This is a genomic window from Blautia schinkii (assembly GCF_013304825.1).
GTDB classification, from domain to species: Bacteria; Bacillota; Clostridia; order Lachnospirales; family Lachnospiraceae; genus Blautia_A; species Blautia_A schinkii_B.
In genome coordinates this window covers 20,017-32,269 of the sequence record NZ_JAAWUO010000024.1, presented here as the reverse complement: position 1 = coordinate 32,269, position 12,253 = coordinate 20,017, and the positions used below count along the sequence as shown (strand labels likewise).

General features: G+C 43.7%; 11 protein-coding genes. 7 read left to right on the top strand and 4 right to left on the bottom strand.

Annotated elements, in window-relative coordinates; all coding sequences use genetic code 11:
* Positions 1 to 35 precede the first annotated feature (35 nt).
* A complete protein-coding gene (locus HFM85_RS15110; protein WP_173739065.1) occupies positions 36 to 494 on the bottom strand; it encodes a phosphate-starvation-inducible PsiE family protein in 459 nt (152 codons plus the stop codon).
* Positions 495 to 680: 186 nt separating this feature from the next.
* Here HFM85_RS15110 and crcB point away from each other — a divergent pair, with 186 nt between their 5' ends.
* Together crcB and HFM85_RS15100 are read left to right on the top strand one after the other, a co-directional pair.
* The gene (gene crcB, locus HFM85_RS15105; protein ID WP_173739064.1) at positions 681 to 1,046 is read left to right on the top strand and encodes a fluoride efflux transporter CrcB; all 366 of its coding nucleotides are present in this window, start codon (positions 681 to 683) and stop codon (positions 1,044 to 1,046) included.
* Between the two features lie 22 nt (positions 1,047 to 1,068).
* Complete coding sequence (locus HFM85_RS15100) at positions 1,069 to 1,632, top strand: prolyl-tRNA synthetase associated domain-containing protein (protein WP_173739063.1); 564 nt, start codon at positions 1,069 to 1,071, stop codon at positions 1,630 to 1,632.
* A gap of 5 nt (positions 1,633 to 1,637) precedes the next feature.
* Here the strand turns inward: HFM85_RS15100 and HFM85_RS15095 are convergent, their stop codons facing one another.
* Both HFM85_RS15095 and HFM85_RS15090 read right to left on the bottom strand, forming a co-directional pair.
* A complete protein-coding gene (locus HFM85_RS15095; RefSeq protein WP_173739062.1) occupies positions 1,638 to 2,579 on the bottom strand; it encodes a glycosyltransferase family 2 protein in 942 nt (313 codons plus the stop codon).
* A complete protein-coding gene (locus tag HFM85_RS15090; RefSeq protein ID WP_173739061.1) occupies positions 2,576 to 5,191 on the bottom strand; it encodes a YfhO family protein in 2,616 nt (871 codons plus the stop codon). Before HFM85_RS15090 ends, HFM85_RS15095 begins: the two co-directional genes overlap by 4 nt.
* A 176-nt stretch (positions 5,192 to 5,367) precedes the next feature.
* Here HFM85_RS15090 and HFM85_RS15085 point away from each other — a divergent pair, with 176 nt between their 5' ends.
* The 5 genes from HFM85_RS15085 (at position 5,368) to xylB (ending at position 11,150) form a co-directional block, all read left to right on the top strand.
* Entirely contained in the window at positions 5,368 to 6,342 is a 975-nt protein-coding gene (locus HFM85_RS15085; protein ID WP_173739060.1) for a bile acid:sodium symporter family protein, read from the top strand.
* Positions 6,326 to 7,216: an AraC family transcriptional regulator gene (locus HFM85_RS15080; RefSeq protein ID WP_173739059.1), complete on the top strand. Its 891-nt coding sequence runs from the start codon at positions 6,326 to 6,328 to the stop codon at positions 7,214 to 7,216. The genes HFM85_RS15085 and HFM85_RS15080 overlap by 17 nt, the downstream gene beginning before the upstream one ends.
* Positions 7,217 to 7,350: 134 nt before the next feature.
* Positions 7,351 to 7,968, top strand: coding sequence for a DUF4867 family protein (locus HFM85_RS15075; protein ID WP_173739058.1), 618 nt, complete (start codon positions 7,351 to 7,353; stop codon positions 7,966 to 7,968).
* 96 nt (positions 7,969 to 8,064) lie between these two features.
* Positions 8,065 to 9,549, top strand: a complete 1,485-nt coding sequence (locus HFM85_RS15070) for an L-fucose/L-arabinose isomerase family protein (protein ID WP_119239178.1) — start codon at positions 8,065 to 8,067, stop codon at positions 9,547 to 9,549.
* Between the two features lie 143 nt (positions 9,550 to 9,692).
* Positions 9,693 to 11,150, top strand: coding sequence for a xylulokinase (gene xylB, locus HFM85_RS15065; protein ID WP_173739057.1), 1,458 nt, complete (start codon positions 9,693 to 9,695; stop codon positions 11,148 to 11,150).
* Positions 11,151 to 11,172: 22 nt separating this feature from the next.
* On the opposite strand, the gene HFM85_RS15060 is transcribed toward xylB, so the two are convergent.
* Positions 11,173 to 12,063, bottom strand: coding sequence for a helix-turn-helix transcriptional regulator (locus HFM85_RS15060; RefSeq protein ID WP_173739056.1), 891 nt, complete (start codon positions 12,061 to 12,063; stop codon positions 11,173 to 11,175).
* Positions 12,064 to 12,253: the final 190 nt, after the last annotated feature.

Here is a 12,253-nt window from a genome sequence, read left to right as displayed (position 1 = left end):
GAATAGTCCCTTATAGGGACAGAGCAAGCCACCCGCTAAGCGGGTGGTCTTGACTTTTCGCTTTTTTCCTCATGAAGATGCGGGGTCATGTCATCGCTGTCTGTCATGAGATACTTTCGGATGGCAAAAAGAATGCCAATTCCAATGATTCCGATTAGTGTCTGGGTAGGATCAAGATGTTCCACGACCATCTGCCTTGCGGTGGCAAAAAGCAGAACTTCCACAACAGTCTGTGCAGAATGGCGGCAGAGCATTTTTACAAATTCAACACCTACCACAAGGGACAAAGCCTGTGACAGGAAGGTGGTAAAAAAGTCCGTGTCCATATTCAGTATGGAAGTACCGGCTGTTGTATAGATTAGCCGAAGACCGGACAGTGCGATCACAATCAGGATCACAATGGACAGAACGATCTCAGTATAACGGGCTACATTGTAGATCAGCTCATTGAAATGCTTGCGGATTCTGTGATTAACGGCAGTTCGGTTGTTCATATTGATTTCCTTTCTGGTGCAATGGTTGTACAGGAGTTGAGAAATCTATGTGAAGCAGGACATTTCCTGTGAGTTTGTAAATTCAGTATATCATGAACTGAACTTCTGCGGATGTATTATTCTTCAAACATTGCCGGGTTGCAGATCGTTTGGCGGATTGCTATAATGCAGTGGGAGGAAAGAACGATGATAAACTGTTTATTTGTAGGAATGGGAGGCTTCATTGGATCTGTGTGCAGATATCTTCTGGGACTTCTGCCCATAGAGACCAGTCAGGGATTTCCTGTAAAAACATTGATCACCAATGTAATCGGAGCATTTGTGATTGGAATCGTTGCAGCTGCAGCTGCAAAAAATACAGCCCTGAATCCAAGGCTTGTACTATTTCTGAAAGCAGGGATCTGCGGAGGCTTTACAACATTTTCAACCTTTGCCTATGAGACAGGAGCCATGATGGAAAAAGGACAGACAGGACTTGCACTTCTTTATGTGATATTAAGTGCGATACTTGGAGTTCTGGCTGTTTTTTGCGGACAGCTGCTTGTAAGATAAAATAAAAACGGGAGGGAAAATCATGGAAGAACCAAGAATTGACAAAACCATCTACACAGGAAGACCGGAAGATTCGTCAGGACGTCTGGAGAAAGAAATCCGGGTGTATGATTTTCTGGACAGTCTGGGAATTGAATATAAAAGAGTAGATCATGAGGCACTGATGACAATGGAGGCCTGCGAGGAAGTAGACAAACTTCTGGGTGCGAAAATATGTAAAAATCTGTTTCTCTGCAATCGTCAGAAAACCGATTTCTATCTGCTTCTGATCCCGGCAGAAAAACCGTTTAAGACGAAGTTTCTGTCCAAACAGATCGGAACAGCAAGGCTTTCTTTTGCAGACGGGGAGCAGATGGAAGAGTATCTGAACATCACACCAGGTTCACTTAGTCTGATGGGACTGATCTTTGATAAAGAAAAAAGAGTTCGTCTGGTAATTGACAGGGAAGTGCTGGAAGAGAAATATTTCGGGTGCCATCCATGTATCAATACTTCAAGTCTTCTGATGAAAACCAGTGATGTAAAAGAAAAAATTCTGCCGGCCCTCGGCCACGAATATCAGGTGGTAGAGCTGCCGACAGAATAGAAAGATCAGTGTACGGGAGTAAAGTCCTTCTTATTGGACTCTGATATAATATAGTGGGGACGGTGCTTGACCTCCATATAAGTTTTGGCTATGTACTGTCCCATAATTCCAAGACAGAAAAGCTGCAGGCCGCCGATGAAGATGATCACGCAGATAATGGAAGCCCAGCCCTGAACCGGATCATCAAAGATCAGTTTTCTTATAATAATAGTAAGAAGTGTCAGGAAAGAAAATCCGGTCATGGCAGTCCCGAACCAGGAAGCAATAGTCAGGGGAACCTGGGAAAAATTAATGATGCCGCTGACTGCATATTTAAAAAGCTTCCAGAAATTCCATTTTGTCTCACCGGCTACACGCTCGACATTCTTATATGGGAGCCAATATGTACGGAAACCGATCCATCCGAAGATTCCTTTGGAGAAACGGTTGTATTCGCTCATGGAGATGATGGCATCCACCATGCTGCGTTTCATCAGGCGGAAATCTCTGGCACCGTCAACAATATCCGCATCGGAGATCTTGTTGATGATCTGATAGAATTTCCGGGCAAAAAAGCTCCGGATGGGTGGCTCACCGTCACGGCTGACACGTCTTGTAGCAACACTGTCATATTCGCCGGATTCCAGTTTCTTCATCATTTCAGGAAGAAGAGACGGCGGATCCTGAAGATCGGCATCCATAACTGCCACATAATCACCTTCGGCGTTGCAGAAGCCTGCATACATGGCAGCTTCTTTTCCGAAGTTTCTGGAAAAAGAAAGATAGATCACATGGGGATCTTTTTCTGAAAGTTCTTTTAAAATCTCAAGGGTTCGGTCTCTGGAACCATCATTTACAAAAATAAATTCATAGTCACAGTCCATTTTTGAAAGGACAGAAGACGCTTCCTGATAAAAAAGAGGAAGGGATTCTTCTTCATTAAAACATGGTATAATCAAAGAAATCATTTTTTAAACCTCCGTTTCTTATTTTCTGCTAAAGTAACGGTAATTGTCAACAGGATTCCAAAAACAGAAACAGCAATGCCAGCATAGAGCACCGGGCATGTATATTTCATCTCAATCGTGTTTTCACCTTTTTCAAGAGGAATGGAATACATACAGTTGTCAATGAGATCATAGGAGGCTTTCTTTCCGTTGAGATAAACATTCCAGCCTTTATCGTACGGGACAGAGAGATATAGCCTCTGGTTGTCAGATGTGGCATTGCAGACAGCATGTACGTATCCGTTTTCTATGGTAAGTTCATCTGGCTGACTGGATGAAATCTTTTGAGTAACCTGAGAAAGTGTATCTAGGTTCAGACCATAGAACTGTTCTGCGTCAGGACGTATGTAATAACCTGCTTTTGAGCTGATGGAAACTGTTGCCTGCGATTCATTTTGATCTGCCGGGATATAGAACACAGACGGAGCCAGCCACCAGGAGTATCTGGTTTTATATTTATTTTTTACAGTGAGCATGGCCTTATCCATGAGAGCATCCCACGGAATATTTCCATAGAAAACATAATTTCCCTGCTTCAGATCAATGGAGTAGGACTGTGCTTTGTGTTTTTTTGAATCACCTTCAGAAGTTCTGGAAAAATCCAGCGGTTCATAAACCGAAACCTTTTTGCCGTATAGCAGGCTGTACAGGTAATTCTGATACTCAAAAGGATTGGATATATCTGCTTCTTCATTTTTGATCCGGGAATCCGTGTAGATCAGTCCCATAGGAAGAGCGTAGGGATTCCGGTATATTTTTTTGTCCTGATCATTATCTATGGAAGAAACTTCTTCAAGTCCATTGATCTTATAAGGAGACAGAGTATATTTTACACTAAGAAGAGCATCTGCACCAATCACGGATGCATTGGTAATATTCATGTTTTCTCCGCATTTGGTATAACCGATATGTTCCAGAAAATCACGCTGGTTATCATCGGGGGATGAGGTGTAGCCTGAAATCGAGCGGTAATTGAAAGCGAAAGCTTCATCATAGTTGGAAGTAGTATTACTTGGAAGCATTTTCTGCGTGGTAGTCTGTGAAATACGGTACAGACTCTGATCCATGTTCTGGATATCACTGATCTGTTTCTGAGTAATGGCTGAATAAAGTTTATAGCTGGCATCTTCAGAAACATGATATTCATCCATCAGAAGCTTGGTGTTATAGGCAGTGCTTCCCAGAATCAGGCCGGCAGCGGCGATAAAAGCAGTCCAGCGGTACAGGTTCAGCTGCTGTCTGGTAAATGCAGTAAATATGGAAAATGCAGCAGCTGTAAAAAAGGCGATCAGAACAGTAGTACAGGTTTGCTGAAGAGCATTGTCTCCTTTTGCATTATGACGCAGCAGGAGCAGAAGCCCGGCAAAAATAACACTGCTTCGGATCAGAATAAACGGGCTTTCTTTATCAAGGAACGCAAGATAAAAGAATGTGGCAATAAAAAGAATTCCGAAGATCGTCAGGTAAGAATAACGATACCAGAAGCTGCTGACCGCTTTAAACAGCGAAAATACAGTGTAAAAAGGTTCCCAGTAAAGGATCATGACAAAAAGTACTGCGAAGCTTCCCAGAACAGTCTTCAGCCTTGCGGAAACTTTTCCGGACAGAAAAAGTGCGATCAGTCCGGTTATGGCAAAAGTTCCGCAGAACAGGGAAACACTTCCTTCTTTACTGACAGAGCCAAAAACATAATTGGACAAAACAGTGGAGAAATTTCCGGTAAAATTAAAATTCAGCAGCGTGGAAAAATCAAGTGCTCCTCTGTTGGAATTTCGCATGGCAGAAACTGTAGGGAGGAACAGCACGCAGCTGCATAATACGCCGGATATCATAGCTGTCAGGTAGCGTGCAATGGAACGGAGGCAGTGACTTATGGCTTTCTTTGAAAAATCTGATGAGATCAGATAAATGCAGAGTTCCAGAAGCAGCCATATCCCGGAAAAAAGGCAGTTGATGCCGCCGATATACCAGTTGAAAAGTATGGATAATGCAACCGGAACAGTGAGTTTCCAGACAGATCCCGAATAAAGAAGCCGGTATACTCCAAGAAGGATCAGAGGCAGCATATAAACACCGTCCAGCCACATCAGATTGCTGCTCTGGGCAATATTGTACTGGCAGAGTCCGTAGCTTACAGACAGTATGACAATACAGGAATTTTTGACAAGGTCAGATCTGTCTGCAAGATATTTCCGGAAGCGGCCAATAAGAAACCAGCAGAATGTAAAAGAGGCAAGGGAAAGCTTCAATATTACAAGAAGGTCAAAAAAACTATGGAGCTGTGATTTCTTAAAAAATACAGAAAGCAGCATAAAAGGTGAAGTAAGGTAGTAACTGAAGACACCGATACAGTTACCGCCCAAAGTTTTGCTGAAGGTATAGGTAAGACTGTTTTTTCCGGATAAAACATCTTTAAAATAGGAATAAAAGTTCAGATATTGGATGCCGGCATCGTGTGAGGCCAAGGAATTATCGCCAAAAGGTGCGTATCCGTAATGCCAGAACAGAAGCAGCAGAGTCAGCAAAGTGACTGTAAAGGAATAAAAACACAGTTGTCGGTTGTTCTTTTTCATAGATATAGTGCTCCTAACATATGATTAAAATTTCAGTGACAAAATTGGTTATATTGTATCATAATACAGATATATGTCCAGTCCTGTAAATTATATTTCTCTTGCGTTGAACTAAATTTATGTTAAACTGAAATAAAGAAAACAGATAATAAAGTAAAAATGCAATGAGGTGGAATATGCTGGGAAAATTTAACAGTTTTATAGAGAAATGGATGGCTTTTGTAACGCCTGTCTGTCTTCTGACGGGCGTGTTTTTTCCGGATATTGCGAAGCATGGTGTACCGTATGTTACTTATGCTTTTGCATTTATGACGTTTGTCGGTGCACTGAAGTCCAGATTCAGGGATGTGGCAGATGTATTTAAGAGACCTCTTCCGCTGATTTTGATGCTGCTTGTGCTTCATGCTCTTGTACCGATGATCGCCTGCGGTCTGGGACATCTTCTGTTTCCTGGAAATGCGAATTATATCACAGGAATGGTTCTGGAATTTTCAGTTCCCACAGCTGTGATCAGCTTAATGTGGGTGTCGATCTATAATGGAAACAGTCCGCTTTCTCTTTCCCTGGTTGTGATCGATACGATCCTGGCCCCGTTTCTGATCCCTGCAGCTCTGAAGATATTGGTAGGATCAAGTGTGAAGATGGATACCATGGGAATGATGAAAGAGCTGGTATTTATGATCGCTCTTCCGGCAGTCCTTGCCATGTGTCTGAATGAGTTCAGCCATGGAAAAGTAATGGAGACCTGGCCATCCAAACTGGCTCCTTTTTCAAAAATATGCCTGATATTCGTGGTGACATCCAATTCCTCCAAGGTTTCCCCGTATATGAAACACCTCAATGGAGAAAGACTGGAAGTAGCAGCAACGATCCTTGTTCTGGCAGCTGGAGGTTATGCTATCGGCTGGCTGATCGCGATTTTCACGAAGCAGAATAAACAGTCCACAGTTTCCATGATCTATGGTTCTGGTATGAGAAACATCAGTGCAGGAGCTGTAATTGCAGGAGCGTATTTTCCGGCAGAAGTACTGTTTCCGGTTATGATCGGAACTTTGTTCCAGCAGATCCTTGCAGCATTTTATGGAAGTATGGTACGTCGGGTACAGACGAAACAGCGGGAAAAGGAGGCGGGCTATGGAGTTTCAGCATGAACTGATCATTCCCAATGAGGGACTTCCTTTCAAACTTTTTCTCTTTGAAGGAAGAAACGGAAATTATGTCAGGGAAAAACATTGGCATACATCTATCGAGATTTTTACTGTGATGGAAGGAAATCTTTCTTTCTATATTAATGAGGTGGAATATCCGCTGAAGGCAGGAGAGTTTCTGATCATTAATTCCAATGAAGTACATTCTATCCAGGCACCGGTGCGGAATGAGACGATTGTATTGCAGATCCCGCTGAAGCAGTTTACGGATTATTTTACAGCGCAGAGGTTTATCAGGTTTCATAGTGGAAACACTTCGCAGAATAAGACTTTACGTTTCACATCTGAAGGAACAGAAGCGGAACAGATAAATGCAGGCTCAACGGAAAACGACAGCCGCATGGTTTTCCTGATCCGGGAATTATATCGGGTGTATGTATCCAGGGAGACAGGCTATGAGTTCCGTGCCAGGGCTGTCTTTTACGAGATTCTTTATCTCATGGTTTCCACCTACAGGGTCACAGAGGTGGAGGAAAGTGAGCTGAAAAACAGCCGTAGACTGGATGCTTTGTCAAAAATTACCACTTATATGAGAGAGCATTACAAAGAAGATCTCAGGCTTTCCGGCCTTGCAGCCATGTTCGGATATTCTGACGCATATCTTTCGAGAATGTTCCGTAAGTATGCGAAGGTCAATTTTAAGACATATTTGCAGGATATCCGCATGGCGTATGCCTATAAAGAGCTTCTGAATACCGATCATACGATCAGTTTTATCGCACTTGACAACGGTTTTGCAAGCAGCAGGGCTTTTTCCAAGGAATTTGTGAAACGGTACGGCATCCTGCCGGGCAAGGTGGAACGCCAGAAAAAATAAAATGTCAAAAAAGTGCTATGAATGAGACAAGAAAAACGGCGAAAAGCATACCATGATGTGGTATGCTTTTTTCAGTTGAAAACGAAACAGCGAATGAAGCTGTGAAACAGTAACTCTATAAGGAGGCTAAAACCGTGAAAATTCAGAAAGTAACAGATCCGGCTTTCCGCAAATACGGAAAAGTTCTGGAAGGATACAACTTCAGTGCACTTCTGAAAGAGATGAAACATACACCGGTTCCGGAAGATGTCGTATACGTTCCATCTGTAGAGGAGCTTGAAGCTCTTGAGGTGGAGAAAGACCTGAGAAACAGAGCTTTCGGCGGATTACCCATCGAGATCGGGTACTGCAACGGTCACAACAGGAAACTGAATGCTGTAGAATACCACCGCAATTCCGAGATCAACGTAGCAGTGACAGATCTGGTACTGCTCATCGGACATCAGCAGGATATTGAACCGGATTTTACATATGACACAGCTAAGATCGAGGCATTCCTTGTGCCGGCAGGAACAGGAATCGAGGTTTATGCAACAACTCTTCACTATGCACCATGCCATGTGAACGAGAGCGGATTCCAGTGTGTAGTCGTTCTTCCAAGAGGAACCAACACAGACATCGATTTCCCGATGCCGAAAGATGGTGAGGATGGTCTTATGACAGCCAAAAATAAATGGCTCATTGCCCATGAGGATGCGAAGATCGAAGGCGCATTCAACGGCCTGAAAGGTGAGAATATCACACTTGACTGAGAAATATTCAGAACCATTCAGAGATGAAATAAAAGTAATTAATGATCTGCCTGTCTCAAGTGCAGAGAGGTATTTTTCAAAAAAGGAGAATGAATTATGAACAACATGCCAGAAGTTAAAGTTGGAATCGTTGCAGTCAGTAGAGACTGCTTTCCGGAAAGCCTTTCCGTAAACAGAAGAAAAGCTCTTGTAGAAGCTTACACAAAGAAATATGATGCAAAAGATATCTATGAGTGTCCGGTCTGTATCGTAGAGAGCGAGATCCATATGGTTCAGGCTCTTGAAGATATCAAAAAAGCGGGATGTAATGCACTTTGCGTATACCTTGGAAACTTCGGACCGGAGATTTCCGAGACACTTCTTGCAAAACATTTCGAGGGACCGAAGATGTTCATCGCAGCAGCAGAAGAAACACAGGACAATCTTTGCCAGGGACGTGGAGATGCTTACTGCGGTATGCTGAACGCAAGCTACAACCTGCAGCTTCGTAACGTAAAAGCTTATATTCCGGAGTATCCGGTAGGTGACGCAGAAGACTGTGCAGATATGATCCATGACTTCCTTCCAATCGCAAAAGCAATCGAGGGCTTAAGCAACCTGAAGATCATCAGCTTCGGACCGCGTCCTACAAACTTCCTTGCATGCAACGCACCGATCAAACAGCTTTACAATCTTGGCGTAGAGATTGAGGAGAACTCAGAGCTGGATCTTTTCGAGGCATTCAACAATCATGCAGGTGATGAGAGAATCCCGGCAATCGTTAAAGAGATGGAAGAAGAGCTTGGCGCAGGAAACAAGAAACCGGAGATCCTTCCGAAACTTGCACAGTATGAGCTGACTCTGAAAGACTGGGTAAGAGATCACAAAGGATATCGTAAATATGTAACACTGACAGGTAAATGCTGGCCGGCATTCCAGACACAGTTCGGATTTGTTCCATGTTATGTAAACAGCCGTCTGACAGCACAGGGCATTCCTGTATCCTGTGAGGTTGATATCTACGGAACATTAAGTGAGTTCATCGGACAGGTTGTAAGTGACGATATCGTTACACTTCTTGATATCAACAACTCCGTACCGAAGGATATGTATAAAGAGTCCATTGAAGGCAAATTCAACTATACACTTCAGGATACATTTATGGGATTCCACTGTGGAAACACGGCATCCAGCAAGCTGTCCTTCTGTGAGATGAAATATCAGATGATCATGGCAAGATCCCTTCCGGTTGAAGTTACAAACGGAACTCTTGAGGGAGATATCAAACCTGGAGATATCACATTCTACCGTCTGCAGAGCACAGCTGACAACAAGCTTCGTGCATACATTGCACATGGTGAAGTTCTTCCGGTTGCAACACGTTCCTTCGGAGCTATCGGTGTATTCGCAATTCCGGAAATGGGACGTTTCTACCGCCATGTACTGATCGAGGGAGGCTTCCCACATCATGGAGCTGTAGCATTCGGACATCACGGAAAAGCTCTCTTCGAGGTATTCAAATACATCGGTGTACCGGTTGAGGAGATCGGTTACAACCAGCCGGCAGGCGTAAGATATCCGACAGAAAATCCTTGGAGATAATTAAAACAGGCAGATAAGATCATCCGCAGATGCGGACTGATCCTGCTAAATCAAGTACGATTCAGAAACCGCGAGCTCTCAGGCGTGCAGACGCTGCGAACTGAGAGCCGCGGTTTCTGTATTTACAGGAGGAAAAAAATATTATGTATTATATTGGCGTTGATCTTGGAACTTCAGCTGTAAAGCTTCTTCTTATGGAAGAATCCGGAAAGATCTGCAACATCGTATCAAAAGAATATCCGCTGTTCTTTCCGCATCCGGGCTGGTCTGAGCAGAATCCGGAAGACTGGTTCACCCAGAGCATGGAAGGGATCAAAGAACTCACAGAAGGAATCGACCGCAAAGAAGTAGCAGGAATCGGTTTTGGCGGCCAGATGCACGGCCTTGTAACACTTGATAAAGATGACAATGTGATCCGTCCGGCGATCCTCTGGAATGACGGACGTACAGGCGAGGAGACAGAATATCTGAACACAGTCATCGGAAAAGACAAACTTTCCCAGTACACAGCCAACATCGCATTTGCAGGATTTACAGCACCGAAGATCCTCTGGATGCAGAAAAATGAGCCAGAGAATTTCAAAAAAGTAGTAAAGATCATGCTTCCGAAAGATTATCTTGCATATCGTTTAAGCGGATCTTTCTGCACAGATGTTTCCGATGCTTCCGGCATGCTCCTTCTTGATGTGAAGAATCGCTGCTGGTCAAAAGAGATGCTTGAGATCTGCCATATCACAGAGGAGCAGCTTCCGAAGCTGTATGAGAGCTGGCAGGTAGTTGGAACTCTGAAACCGGAAGTAGCGAAAGAGCTTGGCTTCTCAGAAGATGTGAAAGTTGTAGCAGGAGCAGGCGATAATGCTGCAGCAGCTGTTGGAACAGGAACGGTTGGTGATGGTCAGTGCAACATTTCCCTTGGAACATCCGGTACCATCTTTATTTCCAGCAAAGATTTCGGAGTAGATGAAAACAATGCACTTCATTCTTTTGACCATGCAGATGGAAGCTATCACCTTATGGGTTGCATGTTAAGTGCTGCATCCTGCAACAAATGGTGGTCTGAGGAGATTCTTAAGACAAAGGATTTCGTGGCAGAGCAGGCACCGATCCGGAAGCTTGGTGAGAATCAGGTATTCTTCCTTCCGTATCTGATGGGAGAGAGATCTCCGCATAACAACCCGGATGCAAGAGGCGTATTTTTCGGAATGTCCATGGATACCACAAGAGCAGATATGACACAGGCAGTATTGGAGGGTGTTGCTTTCGGACTTCGTGATTCCCTGGAGGTTGCAAGAAGCCTTGGAATCAATATCGAGCGCACAAAGATCTGCGGCGGCGGAGCTAAGAGTCCTCTCTGGAAAAAGATCATCGCAAATGTGATGAACCTGAAAGTTGATGTGCCGGAGAATGAGGAAGGTCCGTCCATGGGTGGCGCAATGCTGGCAGCAGTAGGCTGCGGCGCATACCCGGATGTAGAGACTATCTGCAAAAAAATGGTTAAAGTCGTAGATACCGTAGAGCCGGATCCAGAACTGGTTGCCAAATATGAGGAGAAATACCAGAAATTCCGCAAACTGTATCCGACTATGAAAGAGCTGTTTTAACGAATCAGGAGCATGTGAGAAATCACAGCTCCTGATTTTTTCTGTATTGCCTTGGCGTACAGCCTTTTATTTTCGTAAATACTTTTGTGTAATAATTAGAGTCCGAAAAACCGGATAGTAAACCTGCTTCTGTGATAGAACAGGAGGAATCCTCCAGATATTCCAGGCTGCGTTCAATCCGGTATTCCTGGATATATCCAAACAGCGTAATGTTCATGCACTTTTTGAAAAGACGGCTGCATTCACTGGGGCTTAAGTGAATCAGTCCTGCGATATCATCCAGGAGGATTTTTTCAGAATAATGCTCTGCAATATAGGACATGATCCTTCGGATGCGGCGGTAATTTTCCTCATCCTGACCGGAAGGAGCTGTTGCTTTATCAAGCATGTTCTTGCAGAGAGTTTTCCAGAAATGCTGCAGTCTGGCAATCATGTCAAATTCGTACATTGGTTCACGTTTGCAGTCCAGAGCGATGATTTCACGGATATCTTTCACTGCGCCTTTATGCCATTCGCTGGAAAAATCCAGAGGTACAGCAGACAGGGAAAAACTGCGAAGGATCGGCTCTGTATATTTCTGGAATAAGGCACTTCCCGAGAAACCGTAGATCAGTTTCGGATCAAAAGTAACAGGAATATATCTGCAGTCCTGCTCATGGTACATATATCCTGCATGCAGGGCATTGGCATTGCCGAAAAGTGCCTGGCCTTCTTTCAGGTGAAAGGTGTTCTGGTTGACTTTATAGAGCATTTCACCTTTTTCTATATAAGTGAGCTCTATCTCAGGATGCCAGTGCCACAGAAAAGATCCGGTTTCATATCCGGAAAGACATTCATAGCTTACCAGGCACGGAAATGCACTGTCGCCGTGCTTTTTCAGTTCTTTTCCGGCTGTGTTGGTGATGATCTGCATGAAAAACGTTCCCCCTTTTTCTGAACTTTATTTTAACAGAAAGAAATGCGGAAGGAAAGTATCATACCAGGATCAGAGGTTTTTCTGTGAACTTTGTTTACAAAAAACATTTTACGGAATATTACCTGTGAACAATGATAATAGTAACGATAAACCCATGACATGTGACAATTTGTGCATGGACAGAAGT